The organism is Aquabacterium sp. (assembly GCF_044226965.1).
GTDB lineage: Bacteria > Pseudomonadota > Gammaproteobacteria > Burkholderiales > Burkholderiaceae_C > Pseudaquabacterium.
Map to the genome: position 1 here is coordinate 17,509 of NZ_JBGAGA010000017.1, position 24,486 is coordinate 41,994.

The following is a 24,486-nucleotide window of genomic DNA, read 5'->3' on the forward strand; positions in this document are numbered from 1 at the left end:
CGGGTGGGCCGATGGGCCGCGCGCCAAAGCCACAAGCCGGCGAGCGGCTATCTCGTTGCTGAGCGGCGCTGTGCTGGCGCTGTCGCTGGCGGCCTGCAGCAGCCCGCCGCCCAAGCCCGTGGTCACCACCGTCAACGGCACGATCCAGGGCTCGGCCCAGCTGAACCCCAGCGTCAACCAGCGGCCGGCGCCGTTGGAGGTGCGGGTGTACGAATTGAAGACCGCGGCGGCCTTCAACACCGCCGACTTCATGGCGCTCTACCGCAATGACCAGGCCACGCTGGGTGGCGACCTGGTCGGCCGCGAGGAAATGATGTTGCAGCCCGGCGAGAGCCGGCCGTACCGCAAGACGGTCAGCAACGACACCAAGTTCATCGGCGTGATCGGCGCCTTCCGCAACCTCGAGAAGGCCACCTGGCGCGTGGTGGTGCCGGTGCAGACGGGCAAGACGCAGAACCTCACGGTGACCGCCGGCGACATTGCCCTGCAGGCTGACATCAAGGTTGCCCCATGACCGCCAAGGTGAGCTGCGCATGAGCTGGCGCAACCGGGTCATCTGGTCGCAGGGCATGTTCCTGCAGCCGCACCATTTCCAGCAGGAAGCCCGCTTCGTCGAACACCTGGTGGACACCCGCGGGCGTGCCGCGAATCCGTACGCCTGGGGCTTCTCGGAGCTGGTGCTGGACGAGGCGCAGCTGGCGCTGGGCCACCTCGGCGTGGTGCGTGCGAGTGGCGTGCTGCCCGACGGCACGCCCTTCTCGTTTCCCGACATCGACGCCACGCCGGTCGCCTTCGAGGTGCCGGACGACCTGAAGGGCGAGGTCATCTACCTGGCCGCACCGGTTTCGCGAGCGGGCGTCACCGAGGTCGACTTCGGCGACGGCCATGGCGACGAGATGTGCCGGCTGCGCGCCGTCGACGCGGAGCTGCGCGACTACACCAACGCGACCGACGATCCCGAACCGATCCAGACCGGCGCGGTGACCCTGCGACTGCTGCGTGCGCGCGATGCCAATGAAGGCTATGCGCTGCTCGGCGTGGCGCGCGTGGTCGAGCGCCGAGCCGATGGTCAGCTGGTGGTCGACCGCGCCTACCTGGCGCCGCAGACGCGCATCGACGCCAGCGGCCAGCTCTCGGCCATCGCCTCGCTGCTGCACGGCCTGGTGCAACAGCGCGCGCACATGCTGGCAGCACGCCATGGCCAGCTGAGCCATGGCACCTCCGAGGTCACCGATTTCATGACCTTGCAGTGCGTCAACCGTGCCGAGCCGCAGTTCCGCCAGTTCGCCGGCGCGCCCAGCGTGCACCCCTGGGACTTCTTTCTCGCCTGCGTGCAACTCGGTGGCGAGCTGTCGACCTTCTATGACCCGCGGCGCCATCCACCCGAGTACCCGGTCTACAAGCACGATGACCTGCAGCATGTGTTCGGCCCGGTCATCGACCACCTGCGCCAGTTGCTGAGTACCGAGCTGCAGCGCCACGCGATCCAGATCGAGCTGGTCGATCGCAGCCATGGCGTGCGCACCGCGGTCATCGCGGACGGCGAGCTGCTGCGCAGCGCCGCCTTCGTGCTGGCCGTGCATGCCCAGGTGCCGGCCGAGCAACTGCGCCAGCGCTTTCCGGCGCAGTCCAAGCTCGGCCCGGTGGAGCGCCTGCGCGACCTGGTCAACCTGCAGCTGCCGGGCGTCGCGCTCAACAGCCTGCCGGTGGCCCCACGCCAGCTGCCGTTCCACGCTGGCTACCACTACTTCGAACTCGAGCGCCAGGGCGATCTCTGGAAGCAGCTCGAACGCACCGGCAACCTGGCCTTGCACGTGGCCGGGGATTTCCCAGGCCTCGAACTGGAGCTGTGGGCCATCCGCCAGGCCTGAAAGCCTGACGGGGTCCGGCCGCGCGCCACACAGGGATAGCGATGGACCCGTCCTCGAACAACGACCCGTTTGCGCAGCTCGACGGCCAGCGCACCTTCATCAAGCCCAACCCCGGTGGCGGCTGGGCCGGCGCGGCGCGCGGCGCCGATACCGGCGCCATGGTCAGCGAAGCCGCGGTGAGCGACAGCGTGAACGTCGAGCATGGCCTGAACCCGCTGCTGGCGGTTGCCAACAAGCTGCTGCTGCTGGTGCCCCAGCTGCGCCGCACGCGCCAGGTGGCCGATCCCGCGACACTGCGCGCCTCGCTGGCCCAGGGCATCCGTGACTTCGAAGCCACCGCACACCAGCGCGGCATCCCGCCCGAGCGTGTGATGGCCGCCCGCTACGTGCTGTGCACCATGCTCGACGAGGCGGCGTCCGACACGCCCTGGGGCGGCTCCGGGGTCTGGGGCCGCAACAGCCTGCTGGCCAGCTTCCACAACGAGGTCTTCGGCGGCGAAAAGGTGTTCCAGCTGATGGCCCGGCTGGCCGAAAAACCGGACGCGAACCGTGACCTGCTGGAGCTGATCTACGCGGCCATCGCCCTTGGGTTCGAAGGCCGCTACCGCGTGATCGACAACGGCCGCGCCCAGCTCGAAGCCGTGCGCGACAAGCTCGCGCAGATCCTGCGCCAGCAGCGCGGCAGCTACTCGCCTTCGCTGGCCGAGCACTGGCAGGGCCAGCCGATGCAGCGCCGGCGTGCGCTGAGCTGGCTGCCGCTGGCCGTGGCCGCCGCGCTGACCATGCTGATCCTGCTGGCCATCTACACCGCCTATGTGTATCGGTTGAACGGGTTCACCGATCCGGTCTATGGCCAGATCCAGAGCCTGCGGCTGACCCCGCCCGTCGCTGCCGTCGCCCAGCCGGCGCCGGTGCCGCGCCTCGCGCAGTTCCTGCAGAACGACATCAAGGCCAACCTGGTCGCGGTGCGTGACGAGGTCGACCGCAGCGTCGTCACCGTGCGGGGCGATGGTCTGTTCGCCTCCGGCAGCGCCACGCTGGTGCCCGAACGCGAGGCGCTGATGCAGCGCATCGCCGAGGCGCTGGCCAAGATCAGCGGCGCGATCCTCGTCACCGGCCACACCGACAACCAGCCGCTGCGCACCGTGCGATTTCCGTCCAACTGGCACCTGTCGGAAGAGCGTGCCAAGACCGTGCGCGAACTGCTGATCGCGCGCGGCGTGCAGGCCGACCGCATCAAGGCCGAAGGACGGGCCGATGGCGAGCCGGTGGCTCCGAACGACACGCCGGCCAACCGCGCGCTGAACCGCCGGGTCGAGATCACCTTGCTGACCACGCGCACCGACCAGTTGGCGCCGCGGCCCGCCAACCCGGGCGCCACCGCGGCGCCGGCCAGTGGAGCGACGCGATGAAGAAAGTCCTCGGCTGGATCTTCAACCGCTGGACCCTGGGCGCGGTCCTGCTGCTGGCGCTGAGCCTGATCATCTGGTTCGTCGGTCCGCTGGTGGCCATCGGCGAGCTGCGACCGCTCGACACCGAGCGCTCGCGCTGGATCACGATCGGCCTGCTGTTCCTGCTGTTCGTGCTGTGGGCCGTCCTCAGCATCTGGCGCGCGCGCCGCGGCAACGATGTGGTGGTCAACCAGCTGCTCTCCGCCCCGCAGGGCGAAGCCCGCACGCCGCAGGAAAGCGCCGACATGGCCGCGGTGCGCCAGCGCTTCGAGCAGGCGATGGGCACCTTGCGCAAGGCGCGCTTCGGTGCCGGCGGCAAACCGGGCAGCGGCGGCCTGGGGGCACGCCTGAGCGGCCGCTACCTCTACGAGCTGCCCTGGTACACCATCATCGGCGCCCCGGGCTCGGGCAAGACCACGGCGCTGCGCAACTCGGGGCTGCAGTTCCCGCTGGCCGACAAAGTGGGCGACCATGCGGTGCGCGGCGTCGGCGGCACGCGCAACTGCGACTGGTGGTTCACCGACCAGGCGGTGCTGATCGACACCGCCGGACGCTTCACCACGCAAGACAGCGACCAGGCGGCCGATGCCGCCACCTGGAACGGCTTCCTCGGCCTGCTGAAGAAGTCGCGTCCACGCCAGCCGCTCAACGGCGTGCTGGTGACGGTCTCGGTGGCCGACCTCATTGCCAAGAGCGCGACCGAGCGCGCCCAGCATGCGGCCACCGTGCGGCAACGGGTGCAGGAGCTGCACGAGAAGCTGAACATCCGCTTCCCGATCTACCTGCTCGTCACCAAGTGCGACCTGCTGGCCGGTTTCATGGACTACTTCGGCACGCTGGACAAGGCCCAGCGCGCCGACCCCTGGGGCTTCACTTTCCAGCTCGACAAGTCCGGCCTGCCCAAGCAGGCCCCCACCGCCGAGATGGGCCCCGAGTTCGACCTGCTGCTGCAGCGTGTGAGCGACGGCCTGATCGATCGCCTGCAGGCCGAGAACGACCCCGCCCGGCGGGCCCGCATCTACGGCTTCCCGGTGCAGTTCGCCAACCTCAAGCTGGCACTGCAGGAATTCGTCGAAGCCGTCTTCTCGCCCTCGCCATACGAGGCCAACCCGCTGCTGCGCGGCCTGTACTTCGTCAGCGGCACGCAGGAAGGCACGCCGATCGACCGCATGCTCGGGGCCATCTCGCGCCAGTACCAGCTCGAGAAGGCCGTGCTGCCGCCGCAGCAGGCCAGCGGGCGCAGCTACTTCCTCTCGCGCCTGCTCACCGATGTGGTGTTCGCCGAACAGGGACTGGCCGGCACCAACCTGAGCTGGGAGCGCAAGCGCAGTGCCATCGTCATTGCGGGTTATGCGCTGATTGGCCTGATGGCGGTGGGTGCCATCACGGCCTGGACCGTCAGCTACGGCAACAACAAGCGCTATGTCGAGGCGGTCGGCCAGCGCGTCGAGGCAGTGCGCCTGCAGGTGCAGCAGACGCCGAACAAGGCCGATCCGAACCTGATCCCGATCGTCGGTGCGCTCGAGGCCACGCGGGGCCTCGCCGCCACCGGGCCGGGCGGGGTCGATGCCGACGTGCCCTGGTCCTTCGGCTTCGGCCTGTACCAGGGCCGGCGACTCGACAACGCGGCCCGTACGGCCTACGAGCGCATGCTGGTCGATGCCATGTTGCCGCGCCTGGCGCTGCGCGTCGAAGGGCAGCTGCGCAACGGCAACCAGCAGGAGTCGCTGTACGAGGCGCTCAAGGCCTACCTGATGATGTACGAGCCGGAGCACTTCGACGCGGCGGCGCTGAAGGCCCACTTCGAGTCCGACTGGGACGCCCGCATCGGCCGCGAGATCACCGCCGAGCAGCGCGAGCAGCTCAGCAACCACCTGGATGCCTTGCTGGCCCAGGGCGCCGCGGTGTCGCCGCTGGCGCAGGACAAGGGCCTGATCGAGGCCACGCGTCTGCAGCTGGCCACCGTGTCGCTGCCGCAGCGCGTGTACAACCGGCTGCGCCAGCGCGGCCTCGGCTCGGACTTCCCCGAGTTCACCGTCGCCAAGGCCGGCGGGGGCAACGCGCCGCTGGTGTTCACCCGCGTCAGCGGTGCGCCGCTGACCAAGGGCGTGCCCGGCCTGTTCAGCTACAACGGCTACTACAAGGGCTTCCAGTCGGTGGTGGGGGATGTCACGCGCCAGCTCGACCAGGAGCAGGAGTGGGTGCTGAACATCAAGACACCGGTCAAGACGCCGGGCGCGGTGATCAGTGACAAGCTGGTAGACGATGTCCGGCGCATCTACCTCAACGAGTACGCGGCAGCCTGGGAGGCCTTCATCGCCGACGTGCGCCTGGTGCCGGTGACCAGCATTGCGCAGTCGCTGCAGGTCACGCGCATCCTGGCCGCACCCGACACGCCGCTGCTGCCGCTGATGAAGGCGATGTCGCGCGAGACCACCCTGCTGGCAGGCGATGGTTCGCTGCAGTCGGTCACCGAGGCGGCCAAGGGCACGATCCAGAAGCAGATCCTCGGCAAGATCGGCGTGCGGGCGCCGACCACCGGCGCGCCGGAGCAGCGCATCGAGAGCATCGTCGACGACCGCTTCGTCGGCCTGCGACGGATGGTCACCGCGCCCGAAGGCGGCAAGGCGCCGATCGAGGGGCTGATTTCCCGCCTGGGCGACCTGCAGGTGCACCTGACCTCGGTGGACCAGGCCCTGAAGGGCGGCCTCGCGCCGCAGCCTTCGCCGCTGCCGACCCAGCTCAAGGCCGAGGCGGCGAACTCGCCCGAGCCGGTGCGCTCGCTGCTCGAGAACCTGGGAACGGCCAGTGCGCGGGTCGCGCAGATGCAGCTTCGCGAATCGCTGGCGCGCGAGGTCAAGTCGACCATCGGCGAGTATTGCCAGCAGGCGGTGGCCGGCCGCTACCCGTTCGACGCCAGCTCCACGCGCGACGTGACGTTGGCCGATTTCGCCGCGCTGTTCGGCCCCGGCGGCAAGTTCGACCAGATGCAGCAGAAGCTGGCGCCGTACATCGACACCAGCACGCGGCCCTGGAGCTTCCGGCCGGTGGATGGCACGCCGCTGGGCACCGACGTCGGCACCCTGCCGCAGTTCCAGCGCGCTGCCGCGATCCGCGAAACCTTCTTCCCGCCCGGGGGCGCCGGCATGTCCCTGCGGCTGGAGTTCAAGCCGGTGGACATGGACCCCTCGCTGAGCCAGTTCGTGCTGGACGCCGACGGCCAGGTGGTCAGCTACAAGCACGGGCCGCAGATCCCGGCCACGGTGCAGTGGCCGGGCCCGCGCGGCACGGGCCAGGTGCGGGTGATGGTCACGCCGTCGGGGCCGACCGGGCTGGTCAGCGACGGGCCCTGGGCCATGCTGCGTCTGTTCGACCGCGTGAACATCCAGCCGACCAACGCGCCGGAGAAGTTCCGCGCGGTGTTCGACCTCGACGGCCGCAAGACCACCTTCGACATCACCACCAGCAGCGTGCGCAACCCCTTCCGGCTGCCCGACCTGCGGCAATTCAACTGCCCCAACGGCCTGTGAACACAGACGTCAAGGACCTGCCCGGCTGGTACGGCAAGCTGTCGTCGCTGGGTGACTTCGCCAACCGGCGCATGACGCCGGAATGGCTGCGGGTGTGCGACGACTGGCTGTCGCAGTGCATCGGCATCAGCGCGCAGCAGCTGGGCCCGCGCTGGCTCGAGACCTACCTGAACTCACCGGTCTGGCGCTTCGCCTGGTCGCCCGGCGTGGTCGATCGCGACTGGTGGTTCGGCGTGCTGATGCCCAGCTGCGACAACGTCGGCCGCTACTACCCGCTCGTCGTCGCGCAGCGCCGCGAGCGCCCGCCGGTCGACCGCATCGGCTTCGACCACCTCGAGCTGTGGTGGTCCCATGTGGCCCAGGCCGCAATGCACACCTTGGGCGAGCCCTCGACGGTCGACACCTTCGAAGCCGCGCTGGCCGAGGCGCCGCCCTGGCCCGCGGCCGGGCCGCTGATGGTGCCGCAGCAGCGCGCGGTGGTTGGCCACGAGCGTTTCGCGGTGGCGCGCGGTGCCTCGCTGGGGCAGATCATGCATGGCCTCGCGGTCAGCGAGCTGCACGGCCGCATCAACGGCAACAGCTTCTGGTGGCCGATGGGCGACGTGGCCCGAGAGGGCAGCTTCAGCTTCACGGTCGGCCTGCCCGACCCCGCCGGCTTCAGCGACATGCTGGCGGCGCAGTGGTAGCGGCCCGGCATTCGGCCTGATGGCCGCAGTGGGCGCAGCGGCCGCTGCAATCGAACGTTAGCTCCGCTGCACCCGCGGCACCGTGTCATCGGGGCCGCACTGTGTCACTTCCGAGGGGTCGCCGACCCACACCGCCACCGCACTGAAGTTGTCCTGCTTGGGATTGGCGCGCGCCTCGATGTGGCGCTGCATGCGGTCGAGCCATTCGGCGGGTGTCTGCGAGGCGGCCATCGTGGCGACCAGCGACACGCCGTCCAGCGTCTCCCACCAGCCGTCGGTGCACAGCAGGAACGCGTCGCCGTCGCGCAGCTCGACGGGTCGCACCACGGTATGCGGTGAGACATCGCCCTCGATGCCCAGCGCCGCGAGCAGCTGGTTCTTCTGCGGATGGTGGCTGGCCTGCTCGGCCGTGATCAGCCCGGCGCGCACCATGCGTTGCACCACGCTGTCGTCGATCGTCAGCAGCTCCGAGATGCCCTGCCGGATGCGGTACAGCCGTGAATCGCCGACATGCGTCCACAACGCATAGTTGGCCATCGGCTCGATCCACAACACCACCAGGGTGCAGTGCATGCGTGCATCGAGCTGGACCGAGGTCTGGTGGCGCTTGACCTCGGCGTGCGCGGTGTGCACGGCATAGGTCAGGTTGGCCGGCGTGAAGCTCAGCGCCTGCTCGATGAGCAGCGACTCGATGCAGGTGACGGCGCGCTGGGCCGCCTCGGCGCCCCGGCTGTGGCCACCGGCGCCATCGGCCACCACGGCATACCAGCCGACGCTGGCGTTGCCGTGGCGCAGGTCGTCCTCGTTGCCTTGCCGGGCACCCCGTTCGCTGCGGCTGGCGATATGGATGTTCAACACGCGTGGCCCCTCGATCCCCCGTTCGGCTCGCGGCAGCGGGTTTCAGCCCACGCCGCCGCCCTGCTTGAGGCGTTCGAGCTGCTGATCGTAGGCCGCCAGGAACGCCTTGCCGAACAGACTGTGGAAGTCTTCCTGTGCTTCTTCACGGATCGATTCGAAATGCTGAAGGTACAGCTCCCAGAGCTTGGCCTTGCGGTTCATCGGCAGCACGCTGTCCAGCAGCGAGCCGCCGACCAGCTTGGCCTCCAGTTGCCCGGGGGCGAAGCGCTCGAGCATGCCGTCCAGGGCCGCGCGCATGCCCGCGACGGTGCCGATCGCATGGCCGACGAGGTCGTGCATCGCATCCGTCATCGCGGCGGGCCCGGACAGGAAGCCGCGCATCGTGGGCCGCAGCAGCTGCTCCAGGCCCGTGGTCGCATCCGGCGAGAACTTCAGCGGGTTGTTGCCACGCTGCTGGATGATGGTGACGGCCGCGCGCAGCTCGTGCTTGGTCGTGGCGCGCACCGACATCAGCTGCAGCGTGCCCTGCACCGCGCTGCGCAGCAGTGCGCCGATGTCCTGCATCATCGCCTCGTCCAGCCCGGCGGCCAGGTGCGGGTCGATGCCGGCGCCCTGGCAGAACGCGGCCCACAACGCATCGGGTGCGGCGCCGGCGCGTGGGGCCGCCGCGGCGGCGTGCGGCATCGCGGCAGGGGCCGCCGCGGGCGGCGCCATCATCGGCGGCGGGGCCATCACCGGCATCACCGGGGGTGCGATGGGGGCGGGGATGGGCGCAGCGACCGGCGGTGCGATCGGCGGTGCGAATGGTGCCGACATCGGCGGCGCCGATGGTGGCAGCCCGAACATCGCACCGGGTGTCGGCTTGCGCAGGCCGGAGGTGGTGGTGAACTCCAGGTCCACGTCGGACACGCCGGCGCGCGGCGGGGGCGGGTTCACCTGCCAGTCGAAGCGGGTCGGCAGCACCGGACTGGCCACCGAGGGCGCCGGCGGCAGCGCTGCGGGGGGCGTGACCGGGGGCGCCATCGGGGGCGCGCCCGGCGGCATGACGGGCCGCGGCGGCACGAAGCCGGCCAGCAGGTCGGGTGTGTGGTCGTGCACCGCGGGGCCGACCGGGGCGGCCGGCTTGTCGGTGCCGCCGAAGAGGGCCAGCGGGTCGGTCGAAACACCGCCCGCCGCAGCCGGCGACGGCGCGCCGCCAGCCGCTGGCGTGCTGGGCAGGCCGGCCATGAAGGCAGCCAGCGGATCGGCACCCGCCGCAGGCTTCAGGCCAAAGGCATCGTCCAGCGACGATGGCGCTGCGCTCGGGATCAGCCCGCCGAAGGGGTCGTTGCCGAGAGGGGCGGGCGGGGGCGGCGCCGCGGCCGGCCGCGCAGGCGCTGCGAACACGTCCAGGTCATCGGGCAGGAACGGGCGCCCGCCGGCAGCGGGCCCGGCGCCCAGCGCCGACGAGCCGGCGCGTACGCCGGCCGGGGCCGGCATCAGGTCGGCAAAGGTGTTGCCCGACGAGGGCGGCGGCGTGCCGAAGGCCGGCGCCGGCGCAGGCGAGCCCATCAGGTCGGCGAACGGGTTGCTGCTGGACAGCGGCTGGCCGAAATCCGCCATGCCGCCGACCGATGGCGCCGGCGTGCCGCGGGCCTGCGGCGTGCTGCGCGGCGGCGGGGTCGTGCTGCCCGGGTTGCCGCCGAGCCCCCAGGGGTCGGCCGCTGGCGCCGGCAGGGCGCTGCCGGCGGCCACGGCAGCGCGGCCGCGGGTGATGTCGGCGCCCCGCAGGTCGTCCTCGGGATCCACCACCACCTGCAACAGGTAGCCCCCGATGCGCACCTGGTCGCGGTCGGACAGGGGCGCACTTTCGCCTTGCGCCAGCGAGCGCGCGCCCACGACGATCGGATTGGCGGCGCCGACGTTCTTGATCGTGTAGCGCGAGCCGGTCGAGACGATCTCGGCCTGCAGCCGGGAGATGTGGCGTTCCGGGTCGGGCAGCGCCATGGTGTTGTGGTCCGCGCGGCCGATGGTCCCGCCATTCGCGTCGAAGCAGGCGGTGATGGGCTGGGACAGCGGCTGCTCGTTGAGCGACACCGCGAGCAGGGTGATGGTCATGGCCGATATGGAGGAAGGCTGCCGGACGGCGGGTGGCGCCGGATGATGACGGCCCATCGTCGGATGCCCTCGACGCGGCTTCAATGACCGAAAGTCATCCCGCGGCGGCGCAATTCACGCGCACACTGGCTGCCGATACCCCGCAGACGGGTGTGGCGCCGTACCCCTGGTTACCAACCCATGCTGCGCAGTCGCGAAGGGCCGTGCTGCCTCTGGGAATCGAGGCCCTGGCACCCCTTCGGCGCGGTGCACGACCCCAGGCGCTGCCTTGTTGCGCTGCTTCACGCTGGTGAATAATCGACCGTTACATCGGATGCGGTGCCCGGTTGCAGGCGCCGTCCGACGACAAACCAAAGGTGAACCCCGCGATGAAAGCCCGCCGAGACCTCCGCCGACTATCGCTGCTGATGGCCGGCGTCGGGCTCGTGGCCGGCTGCGCGCAGCCTCCCGGCGGCAGCCCTTCGCCTGCCCCTGCCCGGCCGAGTCCGCAAGCGCCCGCGCCCAGCGTCGCGCCGGCGCCCCCCGTGGCGCCCGAGCCGCCACCCGCGCCGGTGGTGCCGATGACGCCGCAGGCCGTGCAGAAGGCCGTCACCACCGCGATCGAGATGCTCGAGGCCGGCAACGAAGACCAGGCCAGCGCCGAGCTGCAGCGCGTGCTGCAGGCCGAGCCGAACCATCGGCTGGCCCAGAGCCTGATGCGGCAGATCAAGGACGACCCGGTCGCGGTGCTGGGGCGCGAGTCTTTCAGCTACCGGGTGCAGCCCGGCGAATCCCTGTCGCGCATTGCCGGCCGCTTCCTCAACGACGTGCACCAGTTCTACATCCTGGCGCGCTACAACGACATCAAGGTGCCGCGCCAGCTGGCCGGCGGCCAGTTGATCCGCGTGCCGGGCAAGGCGCCGGCCGTGTCGGCGCCGCCGCCGGTGGTGCAGCCCAAGCCGCCGACGCCCGCCCCGGCCCCGGCCCCGGTGGCCGTCCCGGCCCCTGCGCCGGAGCCGGTTGCCGCGCCGGTGCCGGACGCCAAGGCCCGGGCCGAGGCGATCAATCGTCACACCCGCGCGGCACGCAGCGCGTTCGCGAAGCAGGATCTCAATGGCGCCATCCGCGCCTGGGACGCCGTGCTCGAAATCGACCCCGACAACCGTACCGCGCAGCTCGAGCGGCAGAAGGCCGTCGACCTGAAGGAAAAGCTCAAGAAGGTGAAGTGAGGGCCGCCCGGCGCGGCCTTGCCGGCCGTGCTGCGGGATCGCGCCCCCGCGATGCCGGCACTCAGGTCCGTCAGGGCGCCTTGCCGCGGCCCTGGCTTTCCTTGAGCATCTGCAGGTCGCCGAGCATGCGCCTGGCCTCGGCATCGTTGCGCTGCACGGCCAGGTGGGCCTGCAGCAAGGCAATCGCGTCATCCAGCTCGCCCTGCGAGGCCAGCATCGCGGCGTGCTCGAGCTCGTTGCGGTCGCCAGTGGGCTTGGGCGCGGACTTCGCGCCCGGGCGCTGGGCGGTGCTGCCATGGGTCCTGGCTGCTTCGCCGGCCGGCCGACGCGCCAGCGTGTTGCGTGCCAGCTTGCCCACGTATTGGCGCTTGTTGCGTTCGCGCTCCACCGCGCGCAGGCCGTCGGCCGCCGTGGGCTGATCAGGCTGCAGCGCCAGCACGCCAAGGTACAGCTGCGCGGCGCTGTCGAGCTCGCCGCGCTTGTGCGCGGCCGCGGCCTTGGGCAGGCGCTCAGCCACCAGGGCCTGCACCTGTCGCTGCAAGTCGGCCTGGACCGCACGGTACTCGGCATTCGCCGGCCGCAAGGCCACCAGCACGTCCCAGGCCTGCAGCGCATCGGCCAGCCGGCCCTGGCGGGTGGCCAGCTCGGCTCGTTCGCGCTGGCGGCGCTCGAATTGCTCGACCGCGCTGTCGCTGGCGGGGGCCGCGACCGGCGTCGGCGCGGCCGGCGCCGGGGCTGGCGGGGGTCGCGTGCCGGCGCAACCGGCCAGCAGCGCCATCGTGCCCAGCGTCATGAAGGAGCGGCCGTGCCGCGGATGGAGCCGGCTCATGGCGCGCTCACGCTGCGGCTGACCTGCAGCTTGCTCTTGAAGCCTTCGAGGTCGAGGTCGCCGAAGATCATCGTCCGCCGCAGCATCGTCGGCTGCGCAAAGAAGCCGTTGCCGCCGGGATAGACCGTGACGCCCAGCTGGTACTGCTGGCGCGCCATGGCATCGAGCACCACCTCGCTGGCATCACCGAAGGGATAGGCGAACTGCCTGACCTGCACACGGGCCGGGGCCAGACGCCGCTCGAGCAGCTCGCGCGGCACGCGCAGCTCGGCCTCGATGTTCTGGCGGTAGCGCTCCTCCGATTCGCCCGGCAGGCGCTCGACCAGGTTGCGATGGGTCTTCGAGTGCGCCTGGATGTCGACCAGGCCCGAGTTCGCCATCTCCAGCAGCTGCGCCCAGCTCAGGCCGTCGCCGGTGCCGATGAAGTCGGTGTAGACGAACAGCGTGGCCGGGAAGCCGTATTTCTTCAGCAGCGGGAAGGCATGGCGGTGCACCGACTCGTAGCCATCGTCGATGGTGATCACCACCGTCTTCTGCGGCAAGGGTTCGTGCCCCGCGAGAAAGCCCAGCAGCTGTGGCAGCCGGATCACGGTGTAGCCGTTGCGGGCCAGCCATTCGAGCTGCTGCGCGAAGTTGCCCGGCGACATCAGCATCTTGCTGTTCCCATTGCCGAAGCGGTGATAGCACAGGATCGGCACGGTCTGGAAATCGGTCGCGTGCACCCCGATCGGGTTGAGCGGCTTCAGCGGCACGATCAGCGGCTGGCCGGCGGCCAGCCACGTGGTGCCGGGCGGCAGCGCATTGGCTTCGGCAATCTGCCATTGCCGGTCGGTCTGGCCCAGGAAGCGGGCGGTCACCGCGGCCAGCAGGTCGCCGGCCCGGGGCCGGTAGATCAGCAGCCTGTCGCTGCGGCCCAGCACCTCGCCGGCGGCCTGCGGCCAGGGCGACGGGCCGTCGTCGGGTGCTGGCGCCGGCGCGGGTGCAGCCACGGGCGCGGTGGTGTCGGGTGGCAGCGGCGCGGGCGTGCCGCAGCCGCCCAGCCAGGCGCCGACGATCAGCAGCAGCGGCGCCAGCCGCGCAACCGGCCGCACGGGCTTCAACCTGCGCGGTGGCGTTGCGTTTCGGGGCCGCCGCGCCGCGGCACCTGCGTCGGCGGCGAGGGCATGTCCAGCCCGGTGGTGGCACGGTCCTGCAGCGCCTGGGCCATGCTGTCGAAGGCGGCGTAGAGCTGGCCGAACTCGTCCTTGCGCTGCTCGTGGATGCGGTGGTCGAAGCGGCCCTTGCCGATCTCGGCCATCGAGTCGGCCACCAGCTGGATCGGCTTGGCGAACCAGTTGGCGACGAAGTACATCGCGATCGCCACCGCCAGCACCGTGACCACCGCCAGCACCACCATCAGCGAGATCGACAGCCGCGCCACCTGGGTCAGCGGCCGTTCGGCAATGCCCAGCGCGACGCGGCCGACCTGCTTGTCCTGGAACAGGATCGGCGCCTCGAAGCCCAGCACCGACTCGTTCTGTGCCTGGTAGCGTGAAGTGGCAATGCCGGCCAGCTTGCCCAGCGATTCGCTGCCTTCGGGCCGGTAGGGCTGGCCTACCAGCGAGGCCTGGCTGGAGACGCGCACCTGGCCGCTGTTGTCGATGACGGTGACGCGCTCGAAGTTGCCGGTCTTCATCACCTCCTGCACGGCCACCTCGACCGCGGCCCAGTCGTCGCCCAGCACCGAGGCCGCGTTCTGCTGCGCGATGAAGCGCGCCAGCGAGGCGCCGTAGTCGCTGACCTGCGTCATCATCGCCGCGTACTGCCGCTGCGTGATGACCGCGGCGGTGAGGCCCATCACCACCGCGACGATCAGCGACATCATGGCCGCCCACTTCACGCGCAAGGGCACGATGCGCGGGCGGTTCTTGGCCAGTGCCGCCTCGTCGATCTCGTTGAGCACCTTGCTCAGCGCCTCGGACAGTTCCTTGCCGGTCTGGAAGCGGTTGGCCGGCTGCTTGGCCAGGCAGCGGTCGATCACGCGACGCAGCGAAGCCGGCACCTCGGTGCGCTGCTTGTTGATGGGCGTGGGGTCCTCGGTGGCGATGCGCGTGGCCACCGCCACCAGCGTGTCGCCACGGAACGGGCGCTTGCCGGTCAGCATCTGGTACATCACGATGCCGGCCGAGAACAGGTCCGAGCGGCCGTCGAGCTTCTCGCCGTTGGCCTGCTCGGGCGACATGTACTGCGGCGTGCCCAGCACGTCGCCGACGCGGGTGTGCTGTGCGTCGCCGAGGTCGTCGACGTGGGCGATGCCGAAGTCCATCACCTTGATCGTGTGGCTGCCCTTGAGCCGCATGATGTTGCCGGGCTTGATGTCGCGGTGGATGATCCCCTTGGTGTGCGCGTAGTCGAGTGCGCGGGCCAGTTGCATGCCCATCACCACCACGTCGCGGATCGGCATCATCTTTTGCTGTTCGACCTCGTCGGCCAGCGAGGTGCCGTCGATCAGCTCCATCGCCATGTAGGGGCGGCCGTCGATTTCGCCGACGTCGTGAACGATCACGATGTTCGGGTGCGACAGGCCGCCGGCGGCGCGCGCTTCGCGCAGGAAGCGGTCGCGGTACTCGGCGTCGGCGCACAGCGAGGCGTGCAGGAACTTGATCGCGACGTCGCGGTTCAGCGTCGGGTCGTGCGCCTTGAACACCGTGGCCATGCCGCCGCGGCCCAGGCGCTCGCGGATCAGGTAGCGCCCCACCTGCTGCACCGAGCCATCGACGGGTGCGCCCTCGCTGCCGGGCAGCGTGGCGGCCTTCTCGCGCCGGCCCATGTCCGGCAAGGTCAGCGTGCGCGGCTTGCTCTGGCCGGACGGCAGGATCATGGTCGGCTCGTAGCCGGCCGATGCCAGCGTCGGCGCGATCTGCGGGCCGAGGTCGGCTTCGATGACGGGGTCGACCCGACGCTCGATGCGGGTGTGCGGCTCGCCCGGCGATGGCGCCGCGGGCCGGGCGGCCGGCGCCATCGTCGGCGGGATCACCGGCGGCATAGCCGGCGGGACAGCCGGTGGGACAGCCGGTGCAATGGCCGGCGGAACGGCCGAGGCCCGTGGCACCGCCACCTCGGGCGCTGGCATCTCGCTGCCGGGCCGCGGCGGCAGCGACAGCGCGGGCCGGGCAGCCGCCGTGCCGGGCGGCAGGCCCGTGGCAGCCCCCGGTGCGAGGCCGGGGGCGCCGCCGGGCGGGATCGGCATCATCTGCGTGGCCTCGTTGTCCGGCAGGCCCGGCAGATGGGGCGGCAGCTGCAGCGAGATGCGTTCGATCGACGCTGTCGCCGCGGGGGCAGGCGCGGGCGAGGGGGCCAGGCCCGGTGGCAGCTTCGGCGGCGTCATCATCACCTGGGTGACCTCGTTGTCCGGCACCGCTGCCGGCGTGGGCAGGGGGGCGGGCGCCGGCGGCTTGCCGCTGAAGGGCGAGGCGCCTTCCGGCTTGGCGGCGTCGGGGTTCTGGCTGGTCATGGCGATGGGCGCGGCGGGGGCTGCTATTCCGTGGCCGGCATGATGCCTTAGAAGCCCGACTGCAGCGAGCGTTGCACCTGGCGCAGGAAGACCTCGCGCACGGCCTGCTGGTGGCGGCTGCCCAGGCGCCCGGCGACCGCCATCAAGCCCTCGCGCCGGAAGCTGCCGTCGGCCACCACCACCGTGCAGGGTGTCGCGCTGCCGCGGCTGCAGTCGCCCAGCGCGCGTTCCTGTGCCCAGTCGCTGCGACGCTCGCCACTGACGTGGCCCCACACCAGGTAGCCGTTGCGCTCGCCCAGCGCCAGCGCGCTGTTCCAGCGCATGCGCTTGACGGCGCTCTGCAGCCTGTCCAGCTGCGCCAGGTCATCGGCCGCGGTGACATGCAGCAGCGTCGCCAGGCCCGAGGCCAGGCTCATCGTGCTGTCGCTGTGCAGGCGCGCGACCGCCAGCGCCCATTCGGCCCGGGCGGCCTCCGCCGGCGAGGCCTCGAGCGGGCGCGAGGGCGCCGGCGCGGGGCTGGGGGCGGGCGGCGGCGGCGCGGGCGCCGCCGACGGTGCCCGCGCCTGCAGCGAAGCGGCATCGGCCTGGCGCCATTCGCCCAGCGTGCGTTCAAAGGCGCGCAGGACCCGCTGGCGCACCGCGGCCGGCGGCTGCGCGCCGAGTTCGCGTGCCGCGCTCAGCAGGCCCTCGCGCCGGGTGTCGCCATTGACGATCACCGCGCTGCAGCCGCTGGCCGGCATCTCGCCGCAGCGCTTGCGGGCGAGCTCGACGGCGCGCTCGGCCGACATCGCGCGGGTCTGCCACGTGTAGCGGAAGTACCCGTCGGGCCCGACGCCGAACAGCAGCGCGCTGGCCATGGGCCGCAGCTTGAACTGCGCTTCGAATTCCGCGGCCAGGCTGCGCTCGTCTGCCGACAGGGGCTCGAGCAGGACCGCCAGCTGGAGGGCCAGTGCGGGCGGCGCGCGCAAGGCCTCGAGCCTGGCCACGCGCGGCTGCCACTCGTTGCCGGGCGGGGCCGGCACCGGCGTTGCGGCCGGCGGGGGCGGTGACACGCCTACTGGCCTGGGCGCGGCCGCCTCGGCGCGCGCTGCCGCAGGCTTGGTGGCCGGTGCCGACGCGGCTGCGGGCCCCGGGGGCGGCGCCTTGACCGCCGCCGGCGGCGCCGGGCTGGTGGGCTGCGTCGCCGGTGGCGTCGGCGCAGGCACGACGGGCGCGGACACCGGGGGCGGGGCGGGCACCGGGGCCAGTCCCGGGCTGGACGCCAGGTCGACCGGTGCCGGCGCCGTCGCCACGACGGTCGGCTTGTCGCCGCGGCCCGACAGCCCGAGGTACGCCGCCAGCCCGGCGCCACCGATCACCGCCGCCGCGATGGCGACCGTGGCCGGCTTGACGCCGCCGCGCTGCGCGGCCACCGCCGGCGGGGCCGGCACGGGGGCGGGCGCCGGTGCGGAAGGCGGCAGGGAGGTTGGCGGGGAGGGCGGTCCCGAGGCCGGCCGGGCTGAGACCGGCGGCACGGATGCAGCGGCCGGCGTCGCCGCGGCCGGGGTCGCGGAGGGCGGTATCGGCAGCAGGATCGTCACCTCGTCGTCCGCCGCACGGTCGCCGCCGCCGGCGGGCGCCAGGGCCGCGACGCGGATCGCCTCGGCCATCTCGGCCGCGCTCTGGTAGCGGTCTTCCGGCCGCTTGGCCAGCGCCTTGCGCAGCACCGCGTCCCACACCGGATGCAGCGTGGTGTTGAGCTGCGTGGCCGGCACCGGGTCCTGGTGCAGCACCTTCTGCATCACCGTGGTGATCGAGCCGGTGAAGGGCTTCTCGCCGGTGAGGAACTGGTACAGCATCACGCCGCAGGCGAACAGGTCGGCGCGGCCGTCCACCGGCTGGCCGAGGATCTGTTCGGGCGCCATGTACATCGGCGTGCCGATCATCGTGCCGGCCTGCGTCATCTCCGACGAATCGAGCCGCGCCACGCCGAAGTCGGCCACCTTCACCGCGCCGTTGCGCAGCAGGATCACGTTGCTCGGCTTCACGTCGCGGTGCGTCACGCCGCGCTCGTGTGCATGCTGCAGGGCGGCCAGCACCTCCCCCATGATGCGCACGATGTCGGCCGGGCTGAAGCGGTGGTCGCCGTCGAAGTAGTCCTTCAGCTCGTGGCCGTCGATCAGTTCCATCGCGATGAAGGCCAGGCCCGTGCCGCCGAGCGTGGCGTCTTCGCCGTAGTCGTAGATGGCGACGATGCCCGGGTGGTTGAGCCGGCCCGCGGCCTGGGCCTCGCGCCGCAGCCGGGCCAGCAGGTCGCGCGTCTGCGACGGGCCGAACTGGTCCTGCCGGATGATCTTGATCGCGACGCGGCGCTCGATGTACGGATCGAAGGCCTCGTACACCACCCCCATCGAGCCCTTGCCCAGCTCGCGGCGGATCTCGTACTTGCCCAGGTGGGTGGGAACGGACATCGGGACGACCCTAGCGGATGGCGTCACGGCGGCACGGCGCGCCGGACCGTTGATTCAAGCATGCCTGGAGCCGCCCACGCACCGATTGGAACCCTCGAAGCTCATTCAATGGACGGGTGGCGGCCAGCACACGGGCTGGTCCGCCAGCGCGGCGCGGGCGCCGATGTCCCAGCGCAGTTCGAGGTCTGCGTCGGCCAGCAGCGCCGGCGAGGGCTCGAGGTCGAAGCGCCGCCCGCGGCACCAGCGCCCCCCTGCGGCCCAGGCCTCGCCGTGCCGGTCGATCAGGGCGCGGGCCTTGTCGGCATCGGGCAGCCACACCAGCGGCGCCATCTCGCGCTCGAACGCGTCGGCGTCCTCGGCCACCGGCAGCGGACGGCGCTCGCCGTGGACCTCGATGCCGGTGATGCGCTCGAAGGCCTCGCCGGCGGCGGCCGCGCGCGCGGCATCGTCTGACGCCATCCAGCGCACCAGCGCATTCAACCCGGACGGATGGCCGAAGCGGGCCAGCAGCCGGCAGCGCGCGGGCGCATCTTCCAGGGCCAGCGCTGCCTGCTGCACCCGGGGCACGTCGTCCGGTCCACCCAGCACCGCCAGCCAATGCAGCGCCACCGCATCGCCCCGCTCGGCCAGGTGGCGCAGCAGCGGCAATGCCTGGGCCTGGCCAGTCCAGGCCGCGGCGGCCCAGGCGGCATGGCGCACCCGCGGCGACGGATGGTTCAGCGCATGCTGGTAGGGCCGCGTGTGGGCGGGGGCCGGATCGCGCGCGTCGGTCACCGTTGCGGCCCGCCAGGCCCGTTCGCACACCTGCGGGTCGTCGTGCAGCAGCAGTTCGGGCAGGCGCGCGCTCTGGCTGGTCAGCAGCCGGTGGTTGGCCAGCACCGCGGCAGCGGCCACCGCGGAGCGCGGCTCCGCGCGATCGAACACGCTCTGCAGTTCACCGATGAACGAGCCGAAGGGCGCCGCGCTCAGCGCATCGCACAGGCCGTCGAGCGTCGGGCCGCGGGCACGCTCGAAGGCGTCGAGCACCAGCGCGGTGAGCATCGGCTGGTTCGCGCGCAGCAGTGCGAAGGCGGCGGCGAAGGCCTCGCCGCGGTCGTCTGCCGCCAGCTGCGGCCGCAGCAGACCCAGCAGCGCATCGGGCGGCGCGATCAGCAGGCCCTGCAGGTGCGCCTCGATGCGCTCGTTGAGTTCGCCGAACTCGCGCAGCGTGTGCCGGCGCGAAGCCATCGCGCTGCGGCGCTGGTCCCACAGGAAGGCCAGGTCCGCCGCATGCACCTCGAGCAGCTCGGGGATGTAGCGCTGGCGCGGTGTGGCCATGTCTTTTGGGCGTCAGCGACTCAATTGATCGCGACCGTGCCGGCGCGGATGCGCTGCGTGCCCTTGGCGCGCACCAGCACGTCTTCGCCGCGGATCATGACCTTGCCGTCGGCGCGGAGGTCGACCGAGCTGGCGCCACACTTGAGGCTCAACGAGCCCTGTGCCTCGATGGTCAGGTGCTCGGAGGGCGGTGCATACCGCCCAATGCGCCCCAGCGCCACCGCCAGCGAAGCGCCAGGCAGGCGTGCGATCAGGAGTTCGTCGCCGAGGGCCAGCTTGATGTTCCCGGGGGCGCCCGTCTCCAGCCAGGCAACGTTTTGCAGTCCCAGGACCGGCAATTCGACGATCAGGCTGCCGTCGGGTTCGATGCGTTCCAGGCGTCCCGTGAGCAGCGTCTCGGGGTGGCCGTCGACCGTGGCAACTGCCGGCAGGGAACTGACCAGCGCGGCGATTCGAGCGGACATGGTGGCCTCCTTCAGGTCTTGGTGGGCGAGCCCGGCCCATGCGGCGCAAGGGGCAGGAACTCGAGCGTCTGCACGCCCAGCTGTTCGCACAGGTGCACCACCTGCGATGACACGAGCAGGGTCGATGCCTGTTCGGCCATGCGGAAGATGGCCAGCCCCTGCGGCAGACCTTCCCGGGGCACGAAGGTGTCGTAGAGATCTGCCCCCATCACGCCGAAGGCGCGCACGCCGGTGGATTGGGCGGGATCGGCCACTTCGATGCGGCCGACCACGTTCATTGCGTAATAGCGCGGAATGTCCTCGTACTCGGCGGCGCCTTCGATGATGGTGTCGAAGAACTCCAGGTTGGCGGCGCCGGCGCGCAGCAGCACGTCGCGCAGCGCCTGGCTGACCAGCGGCATCGGCTGGCCCAGGTAGTCGATGAACACGCCGTCCTCGGGCGTGTCATCCTCGAAGCGCAGCCGGATCGGCTGCGGCGGCGCGTGCTCGAAGCGGATGCCCCGCAGCCAGGGCAGGTCGACGATGGCATCGTCGTCGCAGCTGAAGTGCATGACCTCATAGTCCACGCCGTCTTCATCGACGATGCGTCGTTGCTTGAAGGTGTAGTAGCTCATCGAGCGCCTCGGATCACTTCGAAGAACCGCGCTTGCGTTTGCGCGGGATGACCAGCGCCGGTGCCGGCGCGGCCGGTCCGCACCAGCTGGAGGTGTAGTAGACGCTGTCGCGCGTGGTCCCGACGAGCTTGCCGCGGAACCAGCGCGAAGAGCCATTCAGCATGCCCAGCAGCGCGATCGGCGGCACGGGCTTGCCCTTCGCGTCCTTGCACTTCTTGCAGCTGGGCTCGACGCCGCCCAGGCCCAGCAGGCCCTCGAGCACGGTGGCCACGTCTTCGAGGTGCTCGCAGACCTTGCCGCTGTAGTCCGGATGCCGGTCGTGAAACTGGCGCTTGCCGACCGGCGCAAAGTTCATCGCCGCCTGAACGTACATCCACTTCATGTTCGTCGACGCAAAGGCGGCCGGCCCGTCGGAGGGCTTGGGCCCGTCCAGCGGCGAGTAGGTCCACTTGGTCTTGCGGTCCTCCAGCTCGGCGCGCTTGACGGCCTTGCGGCCCACTTCCTCATCGTCCGGCAGGTCGGTGGAGGCCGCGCCCCAGAGGTTGAGGCCCTTGCTGTTGACGGCGTGCAGGCCCGGCAGCCAGACGCCGTTCTCGTTGCCGTCGACGTCGTAGCCCAGGTTGCAGCAGATCGCGCCCTTGCCCTTGTCGATGAACTTGTGGAGCTTGGTGGCCCGCTTGAGCGACTCCTTCGCCGGTATCAGGTGGTGAGCGGAGTAGGCCACCGGGTAGATGCAGTTGTCGTTGCCCGCGACGATCTGCACTTCGCGCGTCTCTTCGTCGTAGGCCTCGTCCGGGTCGACGAACTTCTCCGGGCTGCGGTAGGTGTTGTCGGGTGACGCAGCATCTCTCTGCACGGTGCTGGTTCCGGCCGAACCATCGTCCAGGTTCTCGCCCAAGGTCTTGGCGTCGCCGGCCTGGTAGTTGTTCTTGGTGCCGTCGCAGGTGTGCTTCTTCTCGTGGAACGGGCAATCGACGTCGAAGTCGTCGACGAAGCCGGCCTTGACCATTTCGCCCAGCTGCGTCATCGCCGCCTCACCCGCAAATGTTCTTCTTGTTGTGCCACAGCGGATCCCCCATGCGGCACACGTTCTTGCCTTCGATCATCACGTCGAACGAATACATCAGGTACTCGCACTCGCTCTTGAAGGTGTTGCTGATGATGCCGCCGATGCTGCCGGGTTCGTCGCCGATGCTCATCATGTACTTGGCGCTCTTCACCATGATCATGTTGCCGTCGGCTTCGACCTGGGTCGTGCCCTGGCTGGTGTCGGCGGACTTGCCGGTGTTGGGGTAGGGAATCGGGATCGGCGGGGCCGGGGGCGCCGGGGTCTTGCAGACGTCGGGGAAGACCATGCTCATGCCGCCGCTGCCCTTGTGGGCGAAGCCGCGGATGTTGTGGACGGTGCAGGGCATGTGACGCTCTCTTGATGGGTTAGCTCGGTTCGTCGACCAGCGCGGCGGCGCGCTCGCCGCGGTCGGACGAGGCATAGACCAGGCTGGGCGCGCGGCGGTAGCCGAGCGCCACGCCGTGCGCGGCCAGCGCGGCCAGCGCCGCGCCGTGCGCCGCGCCCAGGTCGCCGAAGCATTCGGCGGGATGCTCCATCTGGTGCTCGGGATCGAAGGCCTGCGCCTGCCGCAGGCGCGCGACGCCGAATTCGCGCGCCCAGTAGCGCTCGCCGTTGAAGCTGGCGTACACGCTGCCGATCGGCCGGGCCGGCGGCGCGGCCAGCAGCTGAGCGAAGGTGGCCGCCAGGCCCTCGCCGAGGTAGGGCGCCTCGGCATAGACGTGCCCCTCTTCGTGGCCGTGGGCGCTGGCGGTCAGCGCTGCCAGCGGCGCCAGGCCCAGCGAGCGGGCCGTGTCGGCGCGCGTCAGCAGCAGCAACGCGGCGCCTTCGGCCGGGCTGAAGCCGTCGCTGGCTGCTTCATTGCGGATGCGGCCTTCGAGGTCCAGCGTGCCCAGCACGTACAGGTCGACCAGGCAGTCGACGCCGCCCACCAGCACGAACGCATGCTCGCCCGCCGCCAGGCGCGCCATGGCCAGCTCGATCGCCAGCAGGCCCGCGGCGCGGCCCCGCGGCGCGGCCAGGCTGGTGGCCACGTCGATGCAGCCGGGCACCTGCTGGTCCAGGCGCTCGAGGAAGCGCCCCGGGTCCAGCGGCATCGTCGTGTGGTGCTCGGGCAGGCCCAGCAGCAGCGGCAGCGCCCGCGCGGCCGGGGGCAGCGGCGCCAGGGCTTCCTCCAGCGCGGCATGGGCCAGGCGCAGCATGCGGGCTTCGCGGTATTGCAGCGGCGCATTGGCCAGCGGTTCGGCCAGTGGCGGCAGGCCGGCCTCGGGCACGCTGCCGACGATGAAGGGCTCGAAGCGCCGGTCGCGCCATTCGATTTCGCGCAGGCGCGCCACGCGCGCACGGGCCGAGCTCGCGGTCTCGGCCAGGCTCAGGCCGATCGGCGTGATCAGCCCGGCGCTGACGATCACGACATCCGCTTCGCTCATGGCGGCACCGCGAGCGTCGCGTCCTCGTCGTCGGCGTAGCTGCGCGGCAGGCCCTGCAGCCGGGCCAGCGGCGGCGGCGGACGCCCGTCCTGCCCGTGTTCGGCACAGCGCACGCTCAGCGCGCTGAGCTTCAGCAGCTTCTTGTCGACTGGCTGCGCAGCGCGCCACAGCATCTGCAGGCGGCCGTGGTCGGGCTCGAACAGCACGGTTTCCAGCCGTGCCGGCTGCGGCATCGGCCGGCCGTCGAAGCGGAAGTCCAACTGCAGGTGGAGGGCCGGCAGCGTGAAGCGCAGCGGCCCGCCGAGCGTGAAGCCGATCAGCTCGACCGGCTCGCCGCCCTGCAGCAGGCCCGGCGCGACCAGGCCCGCGGGCGCCAGCTGGAAATAGCGCGCATCGAAGTCCAGCGGCAGGTAGGGCGCGCGCTGCTGTTGCCAGGCCGCGTCGTAGGTGCCGGCAAACAGGCGCCGCGGCAGCCAGGTGGGGGCGACAGGCGCGAAGCAGGCCGGCGGCGGCCGGTCGGTGGCCGTCTGGATCGGCGCGGCGGGGTCTTCGAGGTTGGGCACCGGCTGCTCCTTCAGCCAGGCCCAGTGGCCGCCGGCCATGCCGCGGCCGACCGGGTTGCGCGGCTCGTGTTCGCGCTGCGCCGGATCCTGGCCGCTCACTTCGGGTGCCAGGCCGCCGAAGGCCAGCTCCCAGACCAGCGGGATGCGCTCGAAGGGCTGCGGCGCCGATGGCTTCATCGTCGGGCCGGAACCTTCCCAGTGCCGCTCGCCGAACACCCGTACCGCCTTGTGCAGCGGGCCGATGCGCAGGCTCACGTCGGCCACCCGGGTGCCGGGGGCCTGGGCCACCGCGCGGCCGGTCAGCAGCACGTCGGTGGCGGGTTTCAGCAGCGCAAATTCGCCCGCCGCGCGCAGGCTGCTGCGCTGCGGGTCGCCCCAGTACACATCGGCGGCCAGCAGCGGCAATTGCGTCTCGGCGAGCACCGGCTCGCCGGCCCCGAGCGAGAAGGTGGCCTTGACCACCGCGTAGGCCGTCTCGATGCCCTGCGCGTCGGGGAACACCGAGAGCGCGGCGGCAAAGGGCGTCTGGTTGTCGACCTGCAACATGGGCATGCGCGCT

The 24,486-nt window shown here is 71.4% G+C and carries 19 protein-coding genes; 6 read left to right on the top strand and 13 right to left on the bottom strand.

Translation table 11 applies throughout. From position 1 onward, the window contains the following. Nucleotides 1–55: 55 nt before the first annotated feature. The 5 genes from tssJ to tagF are packed head-to-tail and all read left to right on the top strand — an operon-like array spanning nucleotide 56 to nucleotide 7,538. Nucleotides 56–514, top strand: coding sequence for a type VI secretion system lipoprotein TssJ (tssJ, locus tag ACILR4_RS10145; RefSeq protein ID WP_395700728.1), 459 nt, complete (start codon nucleotides 56–58; stop codon nucleotides 512–514). A gap of 19 nt (nucleotides 515–533) precedes the next feature. Beyond that, nucleotides 534–1,871 (top strand): type VI secretion system baseplate subunit TssK, encoded by a 1,338-nt coding sequence (gene tssK, locus ACILR4_RS10150; protein WP_395700729.1) that lies wholly within the window; start codon nucleotides 534–536, stop codon nucleotides 1,869–1,871. Between the two features lie 41 nt (nucleotides 1,872–1,912). After that, the gene (locus tag ACILR4_RS10155; protein WP_395700730.1) at nucleotides 1,913–3,283 is read left to right on the top strand and encodes a DotU family type VI secretion system protein; all 1,371 of its coding nucleotides are present in this window, start codon (nucleotides 1,913–1,915) and stop codon (nucleotides 3,281–3,283) included. After that, nucleotides 3,280–6,852: a type VI secretion system membrane subunit TssM gene (gene tssM, locus ACILR4_RS10160; protein ID WP_395700731.1), complete on the top strand. Its 3,573-nt coding sequence runs from the start codon at nucleotides 3,280–3,282 to the stop codon at nucleotides 6,850–6,852. The genes ACILR4_RS10155 and tssM overlap by 4 nt, the downstream gene beginning before the upstream one ends. Further along, nucleotides 6,849–7,538: a type VI secretion system-associated protein TagF gene (gene tagF / locus ACILR4_RS10165; protein WP_395700732.1), complete on the top strand. Its 690-nt coding sequence runs from the start codon at nucleotides 6,849–6,851 to the stop codon at nucleotides 7,536–7,538. The genes tssM and tagF overlap by 4 nt, the downstream gene beginning before the upstream one ends. A gap of 57 nt (nucleotides 7,539–7,595) precedes the next feature. Here tagF and ACILR4_RS10170 read toward each other — a convergent pair whose 3' ends face one another. Together ACILR4_RS10170 and tagH are read right to left on the bottom strand one after the other, a co-directional pair. After that, complete coding sequence (locus ACILR4_RS10170; RefSeq protein ID WP_395700733.1) at nucleotides 7,596–8,396, bottom strand: PP2C family protein-serine/threonine phosphatase; 801 nt, start codon at nucleotides 8,394–8,396, stop codon at nucleotides 7,596–7,598. Between the two features lie 42 nt (nucleotides 8,397–8,438). Beyond that, nucleotides 8,439–10,493 carry a type VI secretion system-associated FHA domain protein TagH gene (tagH, locus tag ACILR4_RS10175; RefSeq protein ID WP_395700734.1) on the bottom strand — a complete coding sequence of 685 codons (2,055 nt, stop codon included), beginning with the start codon at nucleotides 10,491–10,493 and terminating at the stop codon, nucleotides 8,439–8,441. Between the two features lie 524 nt (nucleotides 10,494–11,017). Here tagH and ACILR4_RS10180 point away from each other — a divergent pair. Beyond that, nucleotides 11,018–11,701, top strand: coding sequence for a LysM peptidoglycan-binding domain-containing protein (locus ACILR4_RS10180; protein ID WP_395700735.1), 684 nt, complete (start codon nucleotides 11,018–11,020; stop codon nucleotides 11,699–11,701). A gap of 70 nt (nucleotides 11,702–11,771) precedes the next feature. Here ACILR4_RS10180 and ACILR4_RS10185 read toward each other — a convergent pair whose 3' ends face one another. The 11 genes from ACILR4_RS10185 to ACILR4_RS10235 all read right to left on the bottom strand — a co-directional run bounded on the left by ACILR4_RS10185 (nucleotide 11,772) and on the right by ACILR4_RS10235 (nucleotide 24,479). Then, entirely contained in the window at nucleotides 11,772–12,530 is a 759-nt protein-coding gene (locus ACILR4_RS10185) for a hypothetical protein (RefSeq protein ID WP_395700736.1), read from the bottom strand. After that, a complete protein-coding gene (locus ACILR4_RS10190; RefSeq protein WP_395700737.1) occupies nucleotides 12,527–13,621 on the bottom strand; it encodes a polysaccharide deacetylase family protein in 1,095 nt (364 codons plus the stop codon). Before ACILR4_RS10190 ends, ACILR4_RS10185 begins: the two co-directional genes overlap by 4 nt. Nucleotides 13,622–13,626: 5 nt before the next feature. Further along, entirely contained in the window at nucleotides 13,627–16,023 is a 2,397-nt protein-coding gene (locus ACILR4_RS10195; RefSeq protein WP_395700738.1) for a protein kinase domain-containing protein, read from the bottom strand. Nucleotides 16,024–16,070: 47 nt separating this feature from the next. Continuing rightward, on the bottom strand, nucleotides 16,071–18,473 hold the full coding sequence (locus ACILR4_RS10200) for a serine/threonine-protein kinase (RefSeq protein WP_395700739.1): 2,403 nt from the start codon (nucleotides 18,471–18,473) through the stop codon (nucleotides 16,071–16,073). Between the two features lie 105 nt (nucleotides 18,474–18,578). After that, a complete protein-coding gene (locus ACILR4_RS10205) occupies nucleotides 18,579–19,790 on the bottom strand; it encodes a HEAT repeat domain-containing protein (protein WP_395700740.1) in 1,212 nt (403 codons plus the stop codon). 20 nt (nucleotides 19,791–19,810) lie between these two features. Beyond that, entirely contained in the window at nucleotides 19,811–20,254 is a 444-nt protein-coding gene (locus ACILR4_RS10210) for a hypothetical protein (RefSeq protein WP_395700741.1), read from the bottom strand. An 11-nt stretch (nucleotides 20,255–20,265) separates the two neighbouring features. After that, a complete protein-coding gene (locus ACILR4_RS10215) occupies nucleotides 20,266–20,868 on the bottom strand; it encodes an imm11 family protein (protein WP_395700742.1) in 603 nt (200 codons plus the stop codon). 13 nt (nucleotides 20,869–20,881) lie between these two features. Further along, the gene (locus ACILR4_RS10220; RefSeq protein WP_395700743.1) at nucleotides 20,882–21,895 is read right to left on the bottom strand and encodes an AHH domain-containing protein; all 1,014 of its coding nucleotides are present in this window, start codon (nucleotides 21,893–21,895) and stop codon (nucleotides 20,882–20,884) included. A gap of 7 nt (nucleotides 21,896–21,902) precedes the next feature. Next, the gene (locus tag ACILR4_RS10225; protein ID WP_395700744.1) at nucleotides 21,903–22,283 is read right to left on the bottom strand and encodes a DUF4150 domain-containing protein; all 381 of its coding nucleotides are present in this window, start codon (nucleotides 22,281–22,283) and stop codon (nucleotides 21,903–21,905) included. Nucleotides 22,284–22,302: 19 nt separating this feature from the next. Next, complete coding sequence (locus ACILR4_RS10230; RefSeq protein ID WP_395700745.1) at nucleotides 22,303–23,364, bottom strand: beta-ketoacyl synthase N-terminal-like domain-containing protein; 1,062 nt, start codon at nucleotides 23,362–23,364, stop codon at nucleotides 22,303–22,305. Continuing rightward, the gene (locus tag ACILR4_RS10235; protein ID WP_395700746.1) at nucleotides 23,361–24,479 is read right to left on the bottom strand and encodes a DUF2169 domain-containing protein; all 1,119 of its coding nucleotides are present in this window, start codon (nucleotides 24,477–24,479) and stop codon (nucleotides 23,361–23,363) included. The genes ACILR4_RS10230 and ACILR4_RS10235 overlap by 4 nt, the downstream gene beginning before the upstream one ends. Between the last annotated feature and the right edge of the window lie 7 nt (nucleotides 24,480–24,486).

Bases quoted from the DNA above. Each gene is read 5' to 3' on its own strand.
- tssK (WP_395700729.1), top strand. From the start codon at position 534: ATGAGCTGGCGCAACCGGGTCATCTGGTCGCAGGGCATGTTCCTGCAG.
- ACILR4_RS10155 (WP_395700730.1), top strand. From the start codon at position 1,913: ATGGACCCGTCCTCGAACAACGACCCGTTTGCGCAGCTCGACGGCCAG.
- tssM (WP_395700731.1), top strand. From the start codon at position 3,280: ATGAAGAAAGTCCTCGGCTGGATCTTCAACCGCTGGACCCTGGGCGCG.
- tagH (WP_395700734.1), bottom strand. From the start codon at position 10,493: ATGACCATCACCCTGCTCGCGGTGTCGCTCAACGAGCAGCCGCTGTCC.
- ACILR4_RS10185 (WP_395700736.1), bottom strand. From the start codon at position 12,530: ATGAGCCGGCTCCATCCGCGGCACGGCCGCTCCTTCATGACGCTGGGC.
- ACILR4_RS10195 (WP_395700738.1), bottom strand. From the start codon at position 16,023: ATGACCAGCCAGAACCCCGACGCCGCCAAGCCGGAAGGCGCCTCGCCC.
- ACILR4_RS10200 (WP_395700739.1), bottom strand. From the start codon at position 18,473: ATGTCCGTTCCCACCCACCTGGGCAAGTACGAGATCCGCCGCGAGCTG.
- ACILR4_RS10205 (WP_395700740.1), bottom strand. From the start codon at position 19,790: ATGGCCACACCGCGCCAGCGCTACATCCCCGAGCTGCTCGAGGTGCAT.
- ACILR4_RS10210 (WP_395700741.1), bottom strand. From the start codon at position 20,254: ATGTCCGCTCGAATCGCCGCGCTGGTCAGTTCCCTGCCGGCAGTTGCC.
- ACILR4_RS10215 (WP_395700742.1), bottom strand. From the start codon at position 20,868: ATGAGCTACTACACCTTCAAGCAACGACGCATCGTCGATGAAGACGGC.
- ACILR4_RS10220 (WP_395700743.1), bottom strand. From the start codon at position 21,895: ATGACGCAGCTGGGCGAAATGGTCAAGGCCGGCTTCGTCGACGACTTC.
- ACILR4_RS10225 (WP_395700744.1), bottom strand. From the start codon at position 22,283: ATGCCCTGCACCGTCCACAACATCCGCGGCTTCGCCCACAAGGGCAGC.
- ACILR4_RS10230 (WP_395700745.1), bottom strand. From the start codon at position 23,364: ATGAGCGAAGCGGATGTCGTGATCGTCAGCGCCGGGCTGATCACGCCG.
- ACILR4_RS10235 (WP_395700746.1), bottom strand. From the start codon at position 24,479: ATGCCCATGTTGCAGGTCGACAACCAGACGCCCTTTGCCGCCGCGCTC.